Source organism: Virgibacillus sp. M23 (genome assembly GCF_034190895.1).
GTDB classification, from domain to species: Bacteria; Bacillota; Bacilli; order Bacillales; family Amphibacillaceae; genus Virgibacillus; species Virgibacillus salarius.
This window is the reverse complement of sequence record NZ_JAWDHA010000015.1, coordinates 27,001-47,696: the sequence shown is the minus strand read 5'-3', so window position 1 is coordinate 47,696 and position 20,696 is coordinate 27,001. Positions and strand designations below refer to the sequence as shown.

Annotated in this window: 24 protein-coding genes; 19 read left to right on the top strand and 5 right to left on the bottom strand. The window is 35.8% G+C overall.

Annotated elements, in window-relative coordinates; genetic code table 11:
* From ctaD to RVS70_RS08330, 5 genes are all read left to right on the top strand, one after another.
* Positions 1-1,854 (top strand): cytochrome c oxidase subunit I, encoded by a 1,854-nt coding sequence (gene ctaD / locus RVS70_RS08350; protein ID WP_166530933.1) that lies wholly within the window; start codon positions 1-3, stop codon positions 1,852-1,854.
* A 1-nt stretch (position 1,855) separates the two neighbouring features.
* The gene (locus RVS70_RS08345; protein WP_026680775.1) at positions 1,856-2,479 is read left to right on the top strand and encodes a cytochrome (ubi)quinol oxidase subunit III; all 624 of its coding nucleotides are present in this window, start codon (positions 1,856-1,858) and stop codon (positions 2,477-2,479) included.
* Between the two features lie 3 nt (positions 2,480-2,482).
* Positions 2,483-2,797 carry a cytochrome c oxidase subunit IVB gene (gene ctaF / locus RVS70_RS08340; protein WP_121605041.1) on the top strand — a complete coding sequence of 105 codons (315 nt, stop codon included), beginning with the start codon at positions 2,483-2,485 and terminating at the stop codon, positions 2,795-2,797.
* Positions 2,798-3,412: 615 nt separating this feature from the next.
* A complete protein-coding gene (gene ctaG / locus RVS70_RS08335; protein ID WP_121605042.1) occupies positions 3,413-4,312 on the top strand; it encodes a cytochrome c oxidase assembly factor CtaG in 900 nt (299 codons plus the stop codon).
* 377 nt (positions 4,313-4,689) lie between these two features.
* Positions 4,690-5,145: a DUF420 domain-containing protein gene (locus RVS70_RS08330; protein WP_026680778.1), complete on the top strand. Its 456-nt coding sequence runs from the start codon at positions 4,690-4,692 to the stop codon at positions 5,143-5,145.
* Between the two features lie 33 nt (positions 5,146-5,178).
* Here RVS70_RS08330 and ytvI read toward each other — a convergent pair whose 3' ends face one another.
* Entirely contained in the window at positions 5,179-6,237 is a 1,059-nt protein-coding gene (gene ytvI, locus RVS70_RS08325) for a sporulation integral membrane protein YtvI (protein WP_205388502.1), read from the bottom strand.
* 214 nt (positions 6,238-6,451) lie between these two features.
* Complete coding sequence (locus RVS70_RS08320) at positions 6,452-6,817, bottom strand: YugN family protein (protein ID WP_026680780.1); 366 nt, start codon at positions 6,815-6,817, stop codon at positions 6,452-6,454.
* A gap of 300 nt (positions 6,818-7,117) precedes the next feature.
* On the opposite strand from RVS70_RS08320, the gene RVS70_RS08315 reads away from it, so the two are divergent.
* The 7 genes from RVS70_RS08315 to coaD all read left to right on the top strand — a co-directional run bounded on the left by RVS70_RS08315 (position 7,118) and on the right by coaD (position 11,145).
* Complete coding sequence (locus RVS70_RS08315) at positions 7,118-8,185, top strand: CAP domain-containing protein (RefSeq protein ID WP_321132850.1); 1,068 nt, start codon at positions 7,118-7,120, stop codon at positions 8,183-8,185.
* 114 nt (positions 8,186-8,299) lie between these two features.
* Entirely contained in the window at positions 8,300-8,701 is a 402-nt protein-coding gene (locus RVS70_RS08310) for a YlbD family protein (protein WP_026680782.1), read from the top strand.
* 11 nt (positions 8,702-8,712) lie between these two features.
* Positions 8,713-8,946 (top strand): YlbE-like family protein, encoded by a 234-nt coding sequence (locus RVS70_RS08305; RefSeq protein WP_026680783.1) that lies wholly within the window; start codon positions 8,713-8,715, stop codon positions 8,944-8,946.
* 51 nt (positions 8,947-8,997) lie between these two features.
* Entirely contained in the window at positions 8,998-9,435 is a 438-nt protein-coding gene (locus RVS70_RS08300) for a YlbF family regulator (RefSeq protein ID WP_026680784.1), read from the top strand.
* 38 nt (positions 9,436-9,473) lie between these two features.
* On the top strand, positions 9,474-9,749 hold the full coding sequence (locus RVS70_RS08295; RefSeq protein WP_026680785.1) for a YlbG family protein: 276 nt from the start codon (positions 9,474-9,476) through the stop codon (positions 9,747-9,749).
* Positions 9,750-10,094: 345 nt separating this feature from the next.
* Entirely contained in the window at positions 10,095-10,673 is a 579-nt protein-coding gene (rsmD, locus tag RVS70_RS08290; protein ID WP_026680786.1) for a 16S rRNA (guanine(966)-N(2))-methyltransferase RsmD, read from the top strand.
* Positions 10,666-11,145, top strand: coding sequence for a pantetheine-phosphate adenylyltransferase (coaD, locus tag RVS70_RS08285; protein WP_121605044.1), 480 nt, complete (start codon positions 10,666-10,668; stop codon positions 11,143-11,145). Before rsmD ends, coaD begins: the two co-directional genes overlap by 8 nt.
* Before the next feature lie 381 nt (positions 11,146-11,526).
* On the opposite strand, the gene ylbJ is transcribed toward coaD, so the two are convergent.
* Positions 11,527-12,744: a sporulation integral membrane protein YlbJ gene (ylbJ, locus tag RVS70_RS08280; RefSeq protein WP_026680788.1), complete on the bottom strand. Its 1,218-nt coding sequence runs from the start codon at positions 12,742-12,744 to the stop codon at positions 11,527-11,529.
* Between the two features lie 196 nt (positions 12,745-12,940).
* On the opposite strand from ylbJ, the gene RVS70_RS08275 reads away from it, so the two are divergent.
* Positions 12,941-13,951, top strand: coding sequence for a SepM family pheromone-processing serine protease (locus tag RVS70_RS08275; RefSeq protein ID WP_026680789.1), 1,011 nt, complete (start codon positions 12,941-12,943; stop codon positions 13,949-13,951).
* Positions 13,952-14,004: 53 nt separating this feature from the next.
* Here RVS70_RS08275 and RVS70_RS08270 read toward each other — a convergent pair whose 3' ends face one another.
* Positions 14,005-15,219, bottom strand: coding sequence for a nucleotidyltransferase (locus tag RVS70_RS08270; RefSeq protein WP_166530037.1), 1,215 nt, complete (start codon positions 15,217-15,219; stop codon positions 14,005-14,007).
* 349 nt (positions 15,220-15,568) lie between these two features.
* Here RVS70_RS08270 and RVS70_RS08265 point away from each other — a divergent pair, with 349 nt between their 5' ends.
* From RVS70_RS08265 to RVS70_RS08255, 3 genes are all read left to right on the top strand, one after another.
* Positions 15,569-16,099 carry a YceD family protein gene (locus tag RVS70_RS08265; RefSeq protein WP_026680791.1) on the top strand — a complete coding sequence of 177 codons (531 nt, stop codon included), beginning with the start codon at positions 15,569-15,571 and terminating at the stop codon, positions 16,097-16,099.
* Positions 16,100-16,146: 47 nt separating this feature from the next.
* On the top strand, positions 16,147-16,320 hold the full coding sequence (gene rpmF / locus RVS70_RS08260) for a 50S ribosomal protein L32 (protein WP_026680792.1): 174 nt from the start codon (positions 16,147-16,149) through the stop codon (positions 16,318-16,320).
* Positions 16,321-16,590: 270 nt separating this feature from the next.
* Positions 16,591-17,076 (top strand): RsfA family transcriptional regulator, encoded by a 486-nt coding sequence (locus RVS70_RS08255; protein WP_026680793.1) that lies wholly within the window; start codon positions 16,591-16,593, stop codon positions 17,074-17,076.
* 254 nt (positions 17,077-17,330) lie between these two features.
* Here RVS70_RS08255 and RVS70_RS08250 read toward each other — a convergent pair whose 3' ends face one another.
* Complete coding sequence (locus tag RVS70_RS08250; protein ID WP_026680794.1) at positions 17,331-17,813, bottom strand: N-acetyltransferase; 483 nt, start codon at positions 17,811-17,813, stop codon at positions 17,331-17,333.
* 153 nt (positions 17,814-17,966) lie between these two features.
* Here RVS70_RS08250 and RVS70_RS08245 point away from each other — a divergent pair, with 153 nt between their 5' ends.
* The 3 genes from RVS70_RS08245 to mraZ all read left to right on the top strand — a co-directional run bounded on the left by RVS70_RS08245 (position 17,967) and on the right by mraZ (position 20,684).
* On the top strand, positions 17,967-18,347 hold the full coding sequence (locus RVS70_RS08245) for a DUF3397 domain-containing protein (protein ID WP_026680795.1): 381 nt from the start codon (positions 17,967-17,969) through the stop codon (positions 18,345-18,347).
* Between the two features lie 89 nt (positions 18,348-18,436).
* Positions 18,437-20,056 (top strand): bacillithiol biosynthesis cysteine-adding enzyme BshC, encoded by a 1,620-nt coding sequence (gene bshC, locus RVS70_RS08240; protein ID WP_321132849.1) that lies wholly within the window; start codon positions 18,437-18,439, stop codon positions 20,054-20,056.
* Positions 20,057-20,252: 196 nt separating this feature from the next.
* Positions 20,253-20,684: a division/cell wall cluster transcriptional repressor MraZ gene (gene mraZ, locus RVS70_RS08235; RefSeq protein ID WP_026680797.1), complete on the top strand. Its 432-nt coding sequence runs from the start codon at positions 20,253-20,255 to the stop codon at positions 20,682-20,684.
* The last annotated feature ends 12 nt before the right edge of the window (positions 20,685-20,696 follow it).

The window sequence follows — 20,696 nt, the reverse complement described above, 5'->3', positions numbered from 1 at the left end:
TTGAGTATTGCAGCTGCTCAAAAGAAAGGCTTCGGTGCTGTTATTTGGGATTATTTAACCACAGTCGATCATAAGAAAATTGCGCATTTGTATTTATTCGGCGGTGGCTTCTTTTTCCTACTTGGCGGACTTGAAGCATTGTTTATTCGTATACAACTGATTAAACCTGAGAATGATTTTTTAAGTGCAGGTTTATATAATGAAATGATAACGATGCATGGTACGACTATGATATTCCTTGCAGCTATGCCATTATTGCTAGGAATAATGAACGCTATTATGCCCTTACAGATTGGGGCACGAGATGTAGCCTTTCCATTTTTAAATTCACTTGGGTTTTGGCTATTTATGTTTGGTGGGGTTCTTTTAAACTGTAGCTGGTTCCTCGGAGGCGCTCCTGATGCAGGTTGGACTGCCTACACACCATTATCAACCACGTCTCCTGGTCATGGAGTGGACTTTTATATCCTAGGTCTCCAGATTTCGGGTGCAGGGACATTAATGGGTGGTATTAACTTTTTAGTAACAATAGTTACAATGCGTGCACCAGGCATGACATATATGCGTATGCCGCTCTTCACTTGGACGACATTTGTAACAAGCGTGCTCATTTTATTTGCCTTTCCAGCTTTAACAGTTGGACTGTTTTTATTAATGTTTGACCGTATGTTCGGATCTGCGTTCTTTGAAGTTTCGCTTGGAGGAAATGCAGTTATCTGGCAGCATCTATTTTGGATATTTGGTCATCCAGAGGTTTACATTTTAATACTTCCAGCATTTGGTGTGTTTAGTGATATATTCGCAACCTTCTCTAAGAAGCGATTATTCGGTTATACTGCCATGGTATTTGCTACAATACTGATCGCATTCTTAGGTTTTATGGTTTGGGCACACCATATGTTTACCGTGGGTCTTGGACCTGTTGCTAATGCTATTTTTGCGATTGCTACGATGGCGATCGCCGTACCTACTGGTATTAAGATCTTTAACTGGTTGGCAACAATGTGGGGCGGTAGCATTACGATTAATTCCGCAATGCTTTGGTCATTAGCATTTATTCCATCATTTACAATCGGTGGAATGACAGGGGTAATGCTTGCCTCAGCTGTTGCAGACTATCAATATCACGATTCTTATTTTGTTGTAGCTCACTTCCACTATGTTATTGTAGGTGGAGTAGTATTTGGTATTTTGGCAGCCTTACATTATTGGTGGCCGAAGATGTTTGGAAAAATTCTAAATGAAGCCTTAGGTAAATTATCGTTCTGGTTATTCTTTATCGGCTTCCATTTAACTTTCTTTATTCAACACTTTTTAGGTCTAATGGGTATGCCTCGACGCTATTGGGTATTCTTAGAGGATCAAGGCTTGGATATAGGTAACCTAGTTAGTACTATAGGAGCACTGTTAATGGGTGTTGGAGGTCTTTTATTTGTTATTAACATCATCTATACATCTGTTAAAGGAGAAAAAGCTCCAGCGGATCCTTGGGACGGTCGTACGTTAGAATGGGCTATTCCTTCTCCACCACCGTTCTATAACTTTAAGCAAACACCACTTGTACGTGGGCTTGATCCACTATGGATTGAGAAAACGGAAGGTAAGGGTGAAATGACTGCCGCCGAGCCACTTGGGGACATTCATATGCCTGATGGATCTATTTTACCTTTCATCATGTCATTAGGTTTCTTTATTGCAGGGTTTGGATTTATTTATCAGGTGGATCAAAAAGCATGGTTAGTAGCTGTGTTTGCCGGTATGGGTATTGCGCTAGCTTGTATGCTTATTCGCTCTTTGAAAGATTACCATGGCTTTCATATTACCAAAGAAGAACTTGAAAGGGAGGCTGACTAATATGAGTCACGATCATTCCTTAAATCCAGAAACGATGCCTCAGGAACCAGAAAAGGCTACCCTTGAAGGTAAAAATAAATTCCTTGGGCTATGGTTCTTCTTAGGCGGTGAGACAGTTTTATTCGCCAGTCTGTTTGGGACTTTCTTAGCATTGAGAAATTCAACTGCAGACGGTCCTGCTGGTGAAGAAATTTTTGGCTTAGAGCTTGTTTTTCTAATGACAATGCTTTTATTAACTAGTTCACTTACTAGTGTGTATGCGATGTATCATATGAAGAACAATGACTTTAAGAAAATGCAATTATGGTTAGGGATCACTGCATTTCTTGGTATTGGATTCCTAGCTTGTGAAATATATGAGTTTTATCATTATATTCACGAGTATCATTTTACGTTTAGATCGTCTGCTTTTGGTTCAGCGTTCTATACGTTAGTAGGTTTCCATGGAGGGCACGTAGCGTTTGGGCTTAGTTGGTTAATTGCCATTATGGTTCGAAATGCGAAGCGTGGTTTAAACCTATATAATGCACCAAAATATTACACATTCAGCTTGTATTGGCACTTTATTGATGTCGTATGGGTATTTATCTTTACGGTTGTATACCTAATGGGAAAGGTGGGTTAATTCATGACGGATAACACCAATATCAATTCGTTCCAAAAGCAAAAGAATAAAGAAGAAATGAAGAAGCAACTTATTACTTTTGCTCTTATGATTGGATTTACCATTATAGCTTTTGCTATTGTTGCAACTGAAGCAATGGATAAAATGTTCGCTATTCCTCTACTGCTAATTTTAGCAGTAGTTCAAGTAGCATTTCAGTTCTATTATTTTATGCATATGAAGGATAAGGGACATGAGTTTCCATCCATGATGATTTATGGTGGTATATGGGCTGCTATATTAACGGTAGCAGCATTAGTAGCCATTGTTTGGTGGTAGGATAAAAGAGGCTGAGACAATAGATTGAAGAAACAATAAAAAAACGAACGATGATTAGTTGAAAATAATTATCGTTCGTTTTTTGATCAAAATAATTCATTTAGCACCTGAAATAAGCGAGATTCCGGCGGGAACAGCACGAGTCCGAAGGTCCACTTGGTAACGTGTTTTTCTTTACCAAGTTAGCTGAGGCTGTGTCCGTGGAAAGCGAGTATGTTTTTGCGGTGCGGCGATGATACTCCTATTGATAACATGATTATTCGTATGTTGAGTAAAGAAGTTGTGTTTTGTCTCAGCCTCTTTTTCTTAGTCTAGGAAATTATAAAATTAGCCCATGTGGATAAATAGGCGCGTGTTAAGTCACGTCCAGTTCCAGCTCCCAGAAACGAGGCTACTTCATGAATCGTCCTAATCTAAGCCATCATCGGCTCGCGAGCTCACCGTGATTCTTTTATCGCGGTTGACTTGCTTCAGTCGCTACGTTTCTATTCGGCGCTACGCTTTTGTTCTTGCTTTATGCTAGTGTTTTCTAAAAGTCGTCACATTATAAGTGTGTGTTAATATTCATATTCAGTTATAATAGTGAGGACAATCCTTTTATAGAGGTGAATAATAATGTGGCTAGAATTACAGATCTTCGGATTTCGTGCCTTATGGAGTCCGTATTTTCTATTATTTGTAATCGGATTGGGTGTCGCTTACTTTTTAGTTACAGGTCCATATCGTCATAAATTTGGTGGAACTGATAAACCGACGGGTAAACAGCAAGTTATGTTCTATATCGCAATCTTTTTACTTTACGTAGTTAAGGGAGCACCGATAGATTTGCTTTCACATATTATGCTAACTGCTCACATGGTACAGATGGCAATTTACTACTTAGTATTTCCTATACTCGTAATAAAGGGAATTCCAACTTGGATTTGGAAAAAAGTAATTGGAGCACCAATTATTAAACCGCTTTTTAACTTATTAACTAAACCGTTAATTTCACTGCTCCTGTTTAATGCACTATTTTCCATCTATCACATTCCTGTAATCTTTGACTTTGCTAAATCCAATCCGATTGCACATACAACTATTTCGCTTGTAATACTTGCAGCAGCTTTCATTGTTTGGTGGCCAATCTTATCACCAATTAAAGAAATGGATACAATGCGACCACTAGTGAAAATAGGGTATATTTTTGCTAATGGTGTGTTAATCACTCCAGCATGTGTGTTGATCATATTTGCAGACCATCCTTTATTTGCTGCATATAGTCAAGATGGAGCCTGGTTACAGGCGCTTGCTTTATGCGTTCCGGGAGAGGTACTAGAGGGAATATCTTTTTCCATTTCTGGACCTGAAATGTTCTCCCCAATGAGTACCGTTGAGGATCAGCAATTAGGTGGGATTATTATGAAAATCATGCAGGAAATCACCTATGGTATTCTGTTAGGTAGAATTTTCTTTAAGTGGTTTAATCAAGAGAGCTTGAGAGTCGATCCAATACCAGCAGATATAAGAAATTAACAAAGATTTATTCCTATAGAAAGATTACTAATATTGTTTTCAGCACTTTACTTGATTGCAATTTTAGTCCTAAGCCTCACCTCTTTTATCTAGTTACTTGGTAATTAGGTGGGGGCTTTGTTGTGTTTAGGAATTTTTTTATACTGGTGTAAAATTGAAATACTAATAATATGACATTATGTTGTAAAAATAGTATCAGTAAGTCTATTTTAAATGGAAACCGTATTTTTAAGCATAAGCTAAAACTGATTCGTCCATAATGACTTTATCAGGACGTCGTGATTTTAGCCTTTAACAAAATATGATAAAATATAAAAGCATAATCTTGAGGTTTGCTGAGTTACTTATGCATTTTTAGAAGGGAGCACATATTTTCTATGCCTTTATTGCCCACTATTAGTACGTTTTTTATTGTTCTTAGTGCAGTATTAGTCGCTTTTGGCTGGCGATTTATTGTTAAAGGAGAGGCGAAAAGCCACAAGAAAACGATGATTGCCGCTGCAATTAGTGCATTGCTGTTTTTTATTATTTATATATCAAGAACTATTTTTATTGGTAATACGAGCTTTGGAGGACCAGAGGATCTTGAAATATATTATACGATTTTCTTGATTTTTCACATTACCTTAGCTACAACGGGGGCTGTTTTTGGTATTACAACGTTGGTATTGGCATTTAAGCGTAAGATCAGCGTACATAGAAAAATAGGTCCGATTACGAGTATAATTTGGTTTTTAAGCGCGTCTACCGGAGTAATTGTTTATCTTTTACTATATATACTCTATGAGGGTGGAGAAACAACTAGTTTAATAAAAGCAATTTTAGGAACATAGAAAAGAGTTAGAGGCTTAAGCCTCTAACTCTTTTTATATTTTTATATTCCAGTTAATAATACCTGCCTCTTTTGCTGAATTAAACGCGATTACTAGTAGTGGACCGAGTATAAATCCGAATAGACCTAGGAGTTTTAGTCCAATGAACATGGATATTAAGGTGGCTAATGGTGACAATCCTATATGCTGTCCCATCACTTTTGGCTCAACTGTTCGACGGATAGCAAGTAGGATAACAGCAAGCACGGCGAGTTGAATCCCCATCCCAGTATCGCCAGCTAGGAACATAAATATCGACCAAGGTCCAAGGATGGCAATTGAACCAATGATTGGAATTAAGTCAATCACCCAAATGATTAATGACATAATAATCGCTACTTCAGGTGCTATGAAAAATAATCCAATCAATGTTACAGCTAGAATAATAAGGCTCACAAGAAACTGAGCTTTGAAGAAACCCAAAAATACACTCGTCAGCCTTGCGTTCATAAACGATACTTTTTCTGCTGTTTCTTTCGTCATTACGTGATACATTTTGGCCTTTAGCAATGGTAGTTCAACCATAAATAAAAATAAAGCAATTAAATAGACAATGAAACTAATTAAGTATTGAGGAACCGTTGCAAATACTTGTGCAATTCGATCAAGCGTGAATTTCTCTTTAGCAGTTTCACTTAGTGCATTCAAATTGGCTTCGATGCTAGATGATACCTGATTAACAAATTCAGATGGTAAATCATCTGTATATTGCTGAACTTCTGTTTCCCATTCCCTATAGATTTGGTTCAATTCATTGAAATGAGAAGGCACATCTTCAACAAAATTAACTACTTGTGTGACAGCCCTTGTAACAGTAAAGGTCCCTGCTACTCCAAGTACGATTAAAAACAGTAAGAAAACGATAGTCACTGAGATTTTTCTGTTGACTTTTAATCTTCTTTGAATTAGTCGAATTACTGGATTTAGGAAAAGGGCAGAAACAAATGCTACAATCAAAGGTATTGATATGGGCAAAATAAAAATCGCAACTAAAATGATGAATATACCTAAAAAAATGAGTGTCCAATGGCGTTTTGTCATATTTCGAAACAACTTATTACGATGGCTCCTTTCCTAGAAAAAACAGTTACAAATATATAAAAAATATAGCATTTATTTTTGAATTTGAACAGAATAATATTTCTAAAAACTTCCATGCACAACGGCTTATATACTTTTTATATCTAAATGTTATGTTACATATATACATGGAATGTGTAAAAAAACCGGCTACTCTCATACTTAGGAGTAGTCGGCTGCTAGTTATTTATTGGTTGAATTGTTCAATTTCAGATTTCACTTTACTAACTAAGTTATTTGCACGTTCAACTAAATTTTCTGGAAAGCCTTCTTCCTCTCCATATTCAACCCCATGCGGGTAATAGTGCTTTCCTAATAAAGGTGTCATTAGTTTGATGACGGCGTTTCCACGATCGACATCACCTTCAACAGCATAGCCTTGAATTCGAATGTAGTATGTAATATTCTTTTCTTTGGAATCCATTCGGTAATCATAAGTGACACGTTCATAATCCCATTGACCTGCACGAATAAAAGCATGTTTAGCAGTTAAATGATCCAGTGGCTTTAAATCAATAACCAAGTCTTCCAGTCCTGTATTTTCTAATCTCATTTTATCCACCTCACCTAATAGTCCTCACTATACTATATTAGTATGAATTGCAAGAACTTGCAATTGAAAAGACATATTGAAAAATAGGATAAATTCCTACAGGATGACTGCTAATATAACTATTGGATATTCGCAGGACTGAAATTGTTGTAATGGGTTCTATTTGCGTATTTTGAAAGTGAAATTATTTGCCGAACTTGGCATTTTTTTATATGATTACCATTAAAATAATAGAGAAGATAGCATGATTTATATATTAGAATCATATATATACCATAAAACGTAAAAGGAGACTATATAATGCGATTTATTAAAAGCATCATACTTTTATCTCTATTAGCGGTAGTAGGATTCTATTTCTTGGAGCAAAATGATATGTCTCCGGAAGCAACAATAGAATCAATTAATGATTCGGTAAAAGAAAAGCAACAATTACTTAAAACAAAAGTTGTACCTGAGAAAAAGGAAGAAATTCCATTAGCAGGTGAACTTTTTCAATGGTTTGGTAAATCAACCGATGCATTAATTCAAAGCATGGGAAAACCTACTAGAAAAGATCCAAGTGCTTACGGATACACTTGGTGGGTTTATACGGATCAAAAAGAAACCTATGTGCAATTTGGGGTGGCAGATGATAAAATTCAAACAATCTATGCAACTGGAAATAATATTAACATAAAGCCTGTTACACTGGGCGAGTCTTATGAAAACATAAGCAAACAGTTTAATTTTTCAGATGAAGTAACTTATCGAAATGGATTAACTTCATATACGTTTATGCTTAAAGATGAAGATAAAAAAATGCGGCCACTCGTAAAATTATCCGATTCTGTCTTTATGCAACTCTATTTCGATACATTTACGAATACATTATCCTCTGTACGAGTGTTAGAAGCGGAAACGTTATTAAAGCATCAGCCTTATGAGCTTCAGTACCGAGGGAATTTGCCTGAGCAGCCCGATTTAACAAACGAACAATGGGCAAAGGTAGAGGAAGGTATGGAACAACAGATTTTTGATATAACAAATGTGATGCGACATAAGCAAGGGAAAACAACGTTAAAATGGGAAAAATCTGTAGGTGAAGTAGCATTTCTGCATAGTAAAGATATGTCAGATAATAATTATTTTTCCCATTCTAGTTTAGATGGAAGAGGTTTAAAAGATCGGTTAGATGAAGGGAAGGTTTCATTCGTATCAGCAGGTGAGAACATTGCCGCGCAATATCCAGATGCTGCAGCTGCTATGGAAGGATGGTTGAATAGTGAAGGGCATCGAAAGGCATTGCTGAGTGATGATTATACCCACCTAGGGGTAGGCGTTTACCGCTTATATTATACACAAAATTTCTTAGCAAAAGCGTTCTAATTGTAAGCAAGCGAAGATTTATAATGCTTCGCTTGCTGATTTTGAATCACATCTATCATGCCTATGCATAGAATAAATAGTGCATATGACTATGTATTAAAAGAGGTGATGAGGATGAGTGACCAGAAACTACACCCTTCAGTCCTTGAATTTAAGCAATTTATCAACGAACATCCCAAGCTGATTGAGCATATAAGAAAAAGTGGTAGACCATGGCAGGAAACATATGAAAAATGGGTATTACTAGGTGAAGATGACCCTTTTTGGGAAAAATATAAGGGTGATAAATCGCAAACAAAAACCCAAAAAGAAAAAGCAAAAAAGGAAAAAAATTCAGAGCTATTCAGTCAGTTAATGAAAATGACAGAATCAATGGATCTAGAAAAAATTCAAAAGCAAATTGAACAGTTTAGTGACTCCATTACGACGATACAAGAACTTATTGGACAATTTCAACAAAATAAAAGCACTTCTTCACAACAACCAAATGAAAGAATGGGATGGTTTCGCGACTAAGGAGTGAAAATATGGATCCGAATTCCTATAACTACTTACGACAAAATCCTGAATTATTACGATTTGTTAGACTTAATCCTATCTGGTATCGATATTTATCACGAGATCCTAATCTTATCGAAGACATGAGAAAGGAGTCCAAACGCTTCTATGGAAAAACATTTCCTCAGCAGGTAGAGAAAGTAAATAATCACATTCAAATGGTGGGAATGTTAATGCAGTTTGCTGGAGCGATGAAGGATTAATTATTTTCAGAAAGCAGGAAAAGTGATAAGATAAGGATGGAGGTGGATAGGATGATTGCGACAATGGAATATGTAGATATTCTAGATCGGTCTGAGCAGCTTGGTAGAATGATTTTAGACTCAGACGTTATGGAAGCCTATAATCGATCTCAGCAGGAACTTGATGAGGACCAACATGCACAACGGCTTATACAAGCATTTATAGATATAAAAAGTCATTATGAAGATGTTCAACGTTTCGGTAGATATCATCCAGATTATAATGCGATTATGAAAGAAGTTCGAAGAGTAAAAAGGGAGATGGACATGAATGATAAAGTTGCTTCCTTTAAGATAGCTGAACGTAATCTACAAAAATTGCTGGATGAAATTAGTAATTATGTTGCTCATAGTGTAAGTGAGCAAGTCAAAGCCCCACAAGATGGTGCTGCATTATCCGATAGTGGATGTGGTTGTGGTAGCGGTGGCGGATGTGGATGTGCATCTTAAATGATGGAAAAAGTATATTATTTTTAGCGAGGTAACTTATGCGAACAAAACGTCAAGGAATTGTGGTCTGGTTTCAACATATGAAGAATCTAAAGCAAATTAAGCGCCATGGTCATTTTTTATACAGTTCAAAGAAAATGAAATATGCTGTATTATATGTCGATCAAGAGGAAATAGAAAAAGTAGAAGAAAAATTATTAAGGCTTTCTTTTGTTTCTAAGGTTGAGCGCTCCTACAAGCCTTTTGTTCGAATTGATTTTGAAAATGCGAAACCAGATAAGGCTAAACAATATGATTATAAAATGGGGATATGACGGAAAAGCTGCGAATTGATTGTTCGCAGCTTTTCGTTTGAAACAATTCTCTTATACAAAAGAAAAAACCTGCAGAAATGATTCTACAGGTCCCTTTGTTTTCTTGTTAGAAAACAAAAAGGCAAAGGGAGAGGAGAAACCGGAAGAAGAACTTATGGGGAAGAGTAAGTCTTCTCCGTGTTTTGAAACAACCAAGCTAACCTTTAGCTGTCTCATTATGTTAGTATGGTCGATCATAAGGATAATATACACCTAGCTAAAAAATTTTTTCAATGAATTCTTGTTTTCGTTTTCATACTTTTGTGGTAGGATAAATGTCGAATAGGGTAAAATCGAGGTGGAATAATGCGTATAATAGCTGGTGAGTATAAGGGAAGGCAGCTAAAAGCTGTACCAGGGAAGACAACTAGGCCAACAACTGATAAAGTAAAGGAAGCAGTTTTTCAAGTGATTGGTCCATTTTTTCAGGGTGGGAATGCATTAGATCTCTTTGCAGGTAGCGGCTCGCTTGGATTTGAAGCATTAAGCCGCGGTGTGGAGAAGGTTGTATTCGTAGACAAACACCCAAAGGCAGTACATACCATTAATGAAAATAGTAAACAACTGAAGTTGGAAAATAGAGTGGAAATTTTCCGCGCAGATGCATTTCGTGCAATTCACGCCGCAGCTAAACGTGAACTGGATTTTCAACTCGTTTTACTCGATCCTCCTTATGGAAAGGTAAACTATGAAGAGTTAATCAACGAAATGATTCAACTTCGGCTTATAAAACAAGGTGCTTGGATATATTGTGAGCATGACATGTCTGAAAAACTGCCATCGGATCACCCATATTTAAACGTAGTAAAACAAACCCATTATGGTGGTACGATAGGAATCACCATTTATAAAATGAATGAGGAAGGGAGCGCTTATCTTGACTAGATTGGCGATATGTCCGGGCAGTTTCGATCCTGTGACGTATGGACACTTAGATATCATACAACGAGGAGCAAAGATCTTTGATCAGGTTATTGTAGCCGTATTCAATAATCAATCAAAGGCCCCTTTATTTAATGTAGAAGAACGTATCAACTTATTGGAACAATGTACAGCAGATTTACCAAATGTATCTATTGATTCATCAAATGGTCTATTAATGGATTATGCAAGGTCAAAAAATGCGCAGGCAATTATTCGTGGTCTTCGAGCTGTAAGTGATTTTGAGTATGAGATGCAAATTACTTCGATGAACCGGAAATTAAATGAAGATATCGAGACTTTTTTTATGATGACAAATAACCAATATTCATTTTTAAGCTCAAGTATCGTGAAAGAAGTTGCGAAGTATAAAGCGAATGTTAGTGATCTAGTTCCTAATGTTGTAGAAGCAGCATTAGAGCAAAAGTATAATTAATGGACAAAAGAATGAAGAAGCAATAAAAAACGAACAATAATTAGTTGAAATTAATTATCGTTCGTTTTTTGATTAGAATTATTCATTTAGCACCTGAAATAAGCGAGACTCCGGCGGGAACAGCACGAGTCCGAAGATCCACTTAGTAACTTGTTTTTCTTTACCAAGTTAGCTGAGACCGTTCCCGCGGAAAGCGCGTATAGTTTCACGGTGTGGCGATGATACTTCTATTGATAACATGATTATTCGTATTTTGAGCGCCCATGAATCGCCCTAATCTAAGTCATCATCGGCGTGAATCCTCTATCTCCGTTGACTCGCTCCAGTCGCTGCGTTTCTAATCGAGCGCTTGCGCTTTTATTTATACAGCTAACCATCGCTTTATTTTGCAGCATTTAGTCGAATAGCAATTATAATAATAGAAATTCCTAGGGAAATGATGGTAATGATTGGACCATATGTTATTATTTTCTCCAATACCTTATTCCAAATATTTTCATGAACGGCTTGCGATACAGCGATATGATCGGAATCAAATGCTTGTTTATTCAAATATAACGGTTTATAAAGGACGATAGTAAGGATGGCAGCAATCATTCCATGAAGAATTCTAGCAAAAAAATAAGGCGCAAAACGAATATCTGTTTTTGCAAGTATGCTCGCAACTTGTGCTTGAACCGACAAACCATTAAAACCTAAAATAAAACTTACTAAGATAGCTTTTGTTAGAAGCGTATCACTTGTTATTCCTGAAATGCTCTGCGCACCAATTGTTATCTCGAAAAGTCCAGATAATAGAGGTAAACCAAATTCGGGAGACATAGAAAATAATTGTAAAATATGTTGGAAAAATACAGATATGAATGTGGATATACCAGTTAAAAAGAATAACTTTGTAAGCACAGAAAATAAAATGATAAATCCACCAACCATTACTAGTGTTTTAACAGAATGAAGGACAGCATCTCCGAGAATTTCTCCTAATGGTCGATTGTCCATTAATCTTGTTTCATGCATATCTTTAAATGCTTTAACGATTGATACTCTCCCACGAACTTCCCTTCTCATCATATCTTGTTTTTCTTTGTTTTTTCCATAGAATCGCATACAAATACCAACAAATGCATTACTAATATAATGACAAGCAGCTAGTAATATTCCTAGTTTTGTATCGTGGAAAAAACCAACAGATACTGCTGCAAAAATAAATAATGGGCTGGAGGCATTAGTAAATGAAACTAATCTTTCAGCTTCAATTTGTGTTAATTGTTTTTCTTCTCTTAGTCTACTTGCGATTTTGGCGCCAGTAGGATAACCACTTGCCATCCCCATAATCCATCCAAAGCTTCCAACACCTGGAATATTAAATAAAGGGCGCATGATTGGTTCAAATAGTACGCCAATAAATTTCACGACACCAAAACTGATTAGTAGTTCAGCAGTTATAAAAAAAGGTAATAGTGATGGGAATACCACTTCCCACCAAATACTTAAGCCACGGATACTGGCTTCAAATGTTTGATCTGAAAATTGTATTAGTGAAAATGCGATAAATGCCGTTGTCCCAGAAAGAAGGATTGTTTTAACTATTTGTGACAATGTTGCGCCTCCTAATTGTTAGCCTTGCTCTGTACTTATTCGTATGATAGTAGTAGAATTGGAATATCATTAGGAGAAAGCGCGTTCTCCTAATGCGATGTACAAGTCTATATAAATATACGCACATACCTAGCGAATTTATGCCATACACTTTTAAAACAGATGGTGTTAGTGGAACATAGTGGAGGGTAAAGAAATGACAAAAAAATACTTGGCTAGCTTACTTCTAATGATAGTTGCTGTTTATTTTTTAGCGGCATATCAGCTTCCATTTTATATTTATAAGCCTGGTGGTGCAGATGCGCTCAATCCAATTGTTGAAGTAGAAGAAGGTTATGAAAGTAAGGGAGATATGCATCTTGTTACAGTTAGTGGCGGACAAGCTACACCAGTACAATACATATTGGCAAAGGTGCTACCTCATCATCAAATAGTTCCTATTGAAGAAGTTTTCCCCGATGGTATAACAGATGATGAGTATATGCATGCTCAATTGCAAATGATGGAAAATTCACAAGAAGCATCGACTGTAGTTGCATATAAAGCTGCACATCAAGATATATCAATCGATTACAATGGCGTATACGTTGTTTCAATTGTTGAAAATATGCCTGCTGATGGGAAATTACAAATGGGAGATCGAATTATTGGAATTGATGGAGAGGAGATTAAAGAAGCGAATGATTTAATTCATTACGTAGAAGAAAAAAAGGCTAACGAAACAATTACTGTAGATTTCGTTCGTGACGAAAAAGAGATGTCTGTAAAGATTACACTCGAATCATTAGCTGATTTAGGTAATAAGCCTGGAATAGGTATTCGATTAGTAACTGATCGTGCGGTTTCAGTAAACCCTCAAGTACATTTTTCTAGCGGGAAGATAGGTGGTCCTAGTGCAGGACTCATGTTCTCTTTGGAAATTTATGATCAATTAACGGAAGAGGATTTGACGAAGGGTTATGAAATCGCAGGTACGGGCGAAATAGACTATGACGGTAACGTACATCGAATCGGGGGAATCGATAAAAAAGTGGTTGCTGCTGATAAAGAAGGTGCGGATATCTTTTTTGCTCCAAACGAGGCAGGTAATGGTGAGACAAATTATGAAATCGCACGTAAAAAGGCAGCGGAAATAGAAACAGATATGAAAATAGTCCCTGTTGATACATTTGAAGATGCGCTTGATTATTTACAGCAGTTGAAGTAAATAAAAAACAAGACCTAGATTTTTTAGAGGATAGGTCTTGTTTTTTAATGCTATTATAATATTTTAATCGGTGGTTGGATTTCTTGATTACGTAGAGCTAATTTTACATCTGGAGCAAGAATACTATAATAGGCATCACTTGCTCTTTCTTCCATTTCTAACATCGGATGCATGGTACGACCCAACTTCTGAATAAGAGGAACATCTATTTTCTTCTTCTGTTGATGAATATAAGCTTGCCCCGTTTTATTAAATCCAAGTACACGAACGTAAGCCATCTTGGATGGATTACATAAGATGTCGATTTCTTTCTTTTTGGTATTCGTCAATATATGTACGAACATACGTTGTAATCGTGTCCATGTGTAACGCTTTGTTTTTAGCGTCTGCATCCATTCTCCAAATGAATGAACACTCCTAGCAGCTTTTTTTAATCGATGTTCAAGCCCTTCATCTACACCTTGAATCATAGAAAGTTCCTGTAGCGACATAGTTGTTACACGATAGTGTAGAAATGGAAAATAATTTTCCCAAACATGCCAAGTTCCAGCGCGTTGATTATAATTTTCTAATTCCATTTTTGTTGTATCAGGAATAGAGTTACTAATTTCATGTGTGATCGTGTTTCTTTCTGTTAGAGTTTTTCGTATACTGGTTGCACTGGCAATTGATCCTGAAATTGTTTCATCATGGTAACCACTTTGGGAGCGTTGGACAGTTAATGGTCTAATCGGGAGATTATGATCCATAATGGTTTTTACATAACTAAACCCTAGAATATTATTTGGTTTGGTTAAATCCATTTCATCAGTAGATAAGCTAATATGACGGTATGCTGCTTTACTAGCTTCTGGAAAAGATATTCCGGAATTTAACTGGTCTCTAAGAACGTTTTGATAGTCTTGTTGATTTGTTTTTAATCTGTGATAACTGTTTATAAAATTGTCAATATTGCCTGATTCACTACCAAAGCATAAGCTAGATACACCTAATTCGCTTAAGGTTAAAACTGCTCCCTTAGCAAATAAATCACTGCTTTGCACAGCGAATGGATATGGTAACTCAACTACTAAATCAATTCCCTTGCTTAGGGCCGCTCTTGCACGATAAAATTTATCCATAATTGCTGGTTCTCCTCTTTGTAGGAAGGACCCACTCATCACGGCTATCATACATTCTGCCTGACTTATTTTTCGAGCTTCCTGTATATGATATACATGCCCGTTATGAAATGGATTATATTCAACTACTAGCCCACATGCTTCCATTTTCATCATCTCCTAGTTCAAATAAAGTTTCACTTTATTACCGGTAACCTGGGCAGTAAATCTAGATGAAAAAGTAATAACACGTAGAGGAAATTGCCCGTAGAAGCCCGATTGGTTCAACTAACATTCAGAAGTAGTACACTTTTGAATAAAGTGTCACTTTATTGTATCAAAAAATAGATTATTTCGCATTTGGTCTACTGTTATGATGACTAGTGATAGGAGTGATCGGGAACACTCTATATAAAGGATATAGCTAATCAATTAGTTTTGTATTCTGTAAAGAAAATATGTTGACAAAAGTCTTTTTTTCTTTTAAAATTACTCTTGTTGCCTTGAGGTGATTATATTGAAATTTGCATTAGCTCAATTAAAGAAAAGTGCTTATAATGAACCATTCACTTTTGATGAAAAAGTAAATGTTTCTGAACTGGAGACAATGAATAACGATATTCGTCAAATTGAACCAGTTCGTGTTCATGGACAGTGTTTTTTTCAAGGAGACCAAATCATTTTTTCATTGGAGATTAGTGGAGAGATGATACTTCCTTGTGCGCGAACACTAGTAGATGTCCCGTATCCGTTTGATATTCATGCAGATGAAGTATTTACTACTGCACCATACGTTACTGAAGATGAAGCGGAAGAAGAAATACATCCGATTGATGGGGAAGTACTTGACTTAACCCCGCTTATAAAGGAAAATATTCTATTAGAGGTTCCGTATCGAGTATTTTCAGATGAAACAAATGACCAAATGAAGTCCCCTACAGAAGGGAAAGGTTGGGAGTTTATTTCAGAAGAAAAAAAAGAAAAGACGATAGATAAGCGTTTTAAGAAATTGGAATCATTGTTGAAAGATGACGAGAAGAAAGACTAACATCATTCTACTCGGTTTTCTTATCTTCTATGAAGGAGGTGTAAGTCATGGCAGTACCTAAAAGAAGAACTTCTAAAAAAGTTAAAAATCAACGTCGTACTCATAAAAAATTACACGTACCTGGCATGGTAGAATGTTCAAATTGTGGTGAATTAACAAAACCACATTATGTTTGTAAATCATGCGGACATTATGACGGGAAAGAAGTAGTAAGTAACTAATAAAGTATAATCATAGCTTACAAACAGATCACAAATTGTGATCTGTTTTTTATATAATCAACAGGTAGTTATGGAATCTATGGTTGTCTATTTTCACTCCAAGTTAGCTGGAACCTGTTATATAGGAAAGGATTTCACTAGATAAGCGCACCCTCTATTTTTACTTTTATTTGTACAATAATTAAAAAAACTGTTAAAAATACATAATACTTTATTCTATCACTCCTATTTTTTGCATACATTGATAGCAAATGTATAAGGAGGGATGTTATGAATGCAACTCGACAAGATGCATGGACTAAAGATGAGGATGTGTTGTTAGCAGAAACGGTCCTGCGCTATATACGAGATGGAAAAACACAATTAGAAGCTTTTAAAGAGGTAGCTAAAAAATTATCAAGAACTTCAGCTGCATGTGGATTTCGTTGGAATGCGACAATTCGTAAACAATATCAGGATGCAATTCAAACAGCGAAAGAGGAACGAAAGCTTGGCAATAGAAAGGATATATGGAGCTTTACTGAGCCTAAAATTCAAGAAAGAGATACGATAGAAACTGCGATTCTGCTATTAGAAAAGATGAGATCCAATTTTTCAACACAAAAAACAGAAGATATCAAGAATGATAAAGAATATGCGGAGCATTTAGAGAAGGAAAATGCGCATCTAAAAGAGAAACTTACGCGATATGAAAATGCTTGGGAAGAAATGGGTAAATTATGGAGTTGGGTAAAAACGGATTCACAGGATAAGTAATAAAAACAGATAACTCATTGCGCTTGATTTGTCTAGCGCATAAGTAGATAATTTAAAGCCTTTTTTATGTTTTATATAATGTAAACAAAAGCCAAATTCAGATAAAGTGAAACTTCAATCAGTGGGGGTTTTTGTTTATCCCGCACTTACCATATTGGTTTTACTTTATTGCTTGAAGTGGGGGTATTAATGCCAGTTATATGCGAGATAAAAAGACATGAATGCAATTTTACATTCATGTCTTTAGCTTCAATTTAATTTGAACTTTCTTGCTCTTTTACCCCTTCAGGCATCCATATTAAAGGATTTTCGCCTAAGTCTCTTTCCATTTCATAATGCGCTTTTTGGAATCCCATTTTTTCCCAAAAGCCGTGGGAGTTAATACGAGGATTCGTTTTAATAGGTAATTGATAACTTTTAGCGAAATTAACAAGTACTTTACCATACCCTTTTCCCTGATATTCAGGTAAAACTTCTAACTTCCAGAGTGTTAGATAGTCTTGAGGTGGTTCGAAATAAAAGTCGTATTTTTTCTTTACTTTATAAAGGCTCATTCTGGCGATTAAACTATCCCCAACATAAATCCCGTAGAATGGCGAGTCATTTTGATTTTCGATCATATTATTTTCTAGGTCTTCCAGCATTGATAATTCTTGATTGCCATATTCCTTGAAATGTTTAAATTTTTCAAGTGTTTTGTAATTGATCATGAGTTTTTCCACTTTCACGGATTCCATAAAAGTTCCCCCTCTATATCGTTGCTGTCATTTACTTTGTTACAATTATTTTGGATTTTCTATATATTTATTATAATATAAAAGGAACAATATGAAAATAAAAGAATTATTTAGCGTTTTTAACGATGAACAGTTCGGGGGAAATGGTAATAAATGATTAATGTACTTAGCTATTTCATTGCATTGTTAGTAACAGTTCCACTATTTGCTACTGGGATATTGTATTACATTGCTCGTTCTTCAGGTATACACCCCTTAAAGGCTTTACATGTTGCAGTTCATTGGACAACAATATTTTACATCCTATCTGTATGTGTAATAGGGTCAATTATTTTTAATTTCAATGTTATTGGCATTATAATTACATTTTTGCTTGTACTCATCACTACCATTATTGTTTTACAGTGGCGTATGCAAACGGAGGTTAATTTTGCGAGGGCTTTTAAAATTATGTTACGGATTTCATTTTTGATTTTCGGTTTTTTATATGCCTTACTTGTTTTACTAGGAGTTATTCAGCGAATTTTTTTCTAACTGTACCTTGCAAAACAGATCGCATGAAATTTACGCTCTTTTTATGTACAATACAAAAAGGACATTACATATAAAGGAGCATGGGATCTATGCGGATTGACCCGATCGTTTTGAAGAAACGGAATAAATTAATACAGGATTATAGAAATAACGACGAGCAAATTCAATCTTTTTTTGATTATGCTCCATTTGGCAGTTTTGATAAAAGATATGATGAACTAATGGAACGTTCTTTTCAACGAGAAAGTTTATGTGAGGTATTGCATGAATTGAACCAAGGCTGGAACGCTCCTCCATCTACATTGGAAAATATAGAACGGTTAGTAGCGGATGACAGTGTGGTTGTAATTGGGGGACAACAAGCAGGATTAATGACGGGTCCAATGTATACGATAAATAAGATTATTTCAATTATACAGTTTGCTAGGGAACAAGAAAAAATTCTCGGTGTTCCAGTTATTCCTATTTTTTGGATCGCCGGAGAAGACCATGATTTTGATGAAGTAAATCATATTTACCTTCCTCAACAACAGCATTTACAAAAATATAAGGTGCAACATAAGGTTTGGGACAAAATTTCATTATCTGATTTGCAGATTAATAAAGAGCAAAGTGCAATTTGGTTACAGCAGTTATTTAAAGATCTAAAAGAAACAAACTATACAAAAGAATTATATGAGCAAATGAAGCATTGCTTGAATGATTCTGCTAGCTATGTTGATTTTTTTGCACAAATAATTTTTGCCCTTTTTCCAAATGAAGGTGTCGTACTCATTGACTCGGGTGATGATCGCGTACGTGAACTGGAAAAAGAGTACTTTGTGCAAATGATTAAACAACAGCCCGAGATCAGTAAGGGTGTACATGCAACGATTAAGGAATTGAATGAATTAAATTATTCTCTATCTCTTGATGTGGAAGAATCGGATGGTCACTTGTTTTTTCACAGAAATGGAGAGCGAATTTTATTACGCCGTATGGAAAATGGTGACTGGCAAGGGAAACAAAATGAGGTAGTGCTTACTACTGACGAGCTAGTATACATTGCTAATCAAAATCCAAATCTATTAAGTAACAACGTAGTTACTCGTCCATTAATGCAAGAGTTTTTATTTCCTAGCTTGGCATTTATCGGAGGACCAGGAGAAATAGGTTATTGGGCTTCTTTAAAATCTGCCTTTCATTCGGTTCAGTTAAAGATGCCACCTGTCTTACCAAGGCTATCTTTAACGATTGTAGAACGTCATATAGAGAAAACAATGCACAAGTTTCAAATTTCAGCTGAAGACGCAATAAATCATGGCACTGTTCACCTTAAAGAACATTGGTTCGCTCAGAAGAATCAGCCAGCTATTGAAGAAATTGCTGAACAAGTAAAAAAAGATGTTGAAAGGGCGCATTTGCCTTTGAGGGAAGTTGCGATTGATATGCAAAGCGATTTAGGTGATTTAGCTAATAAGAATCTGCAATTTTTAAAAGCAGATGTATCCTTTTTGGAGAGTAAGTTAATAAATGCACTACGATCAAAACATGAGGAAGAATTAAAAGCATTTGATTTGATGAATATAGTATTACATCCAGAAAATGGTTTACAAGAGCGTGTTTGGAATGTATTACCTTGGATTAATAAGTATGGTTTAGGCTTTATAAGTGAATTAATGAATCATTCCTATCAATTTACAACTGATCATTATATTATTTATGTATAAAAAGGCAATTATTCTCCCACTAATTACCACCATCGTATAAAAAAGCTGTCATATATTGATATGACAGCTTTTTCCGTTGTTATTACCGTTAGCTTTTAGCTGTATAAACAGCTTTTTTTTTATGTTTTTTTAAATATGAGTGGTGAATAGTGGGGGAATGTGGTAATATTGGATATACAAAGGTGGGGTGGACTATATGTTCATGGGTGAATTCCAACATAACATTGATACTAAAGGAAGAATGATTGTTCCATCTAAGTTTCGTGAGGGGCTTGGGGAAAGCTTTGTTGTGACCCGTGGACTAGATAAATGTTTATTTGCTTATCCAATGGACGAATGGAAACTATTGGAGGAAAAGTTAAAAAAACTCCCACTTACTAAGAAGGACGCCAGAGCATTCACGCGATTTTTCTTTTCTGGTGCAATTGAATGCGAAGTTGATAAACAGGGAAGAATAAATATTCCGCAGAATTTACGCAGTTACGCTGCATTGGAAAAGGAATGTGTCGTGATTGGTGTTTCAAATCGCATTGAAATCTGGGCGAATGAGAATTGGGAAGAGTACGTGACAGACTCAGAAGAATCCTTTGCAGAAATTGCAGAGAACCTAATGGACTTCGATATCTAATCAACTAGAGAG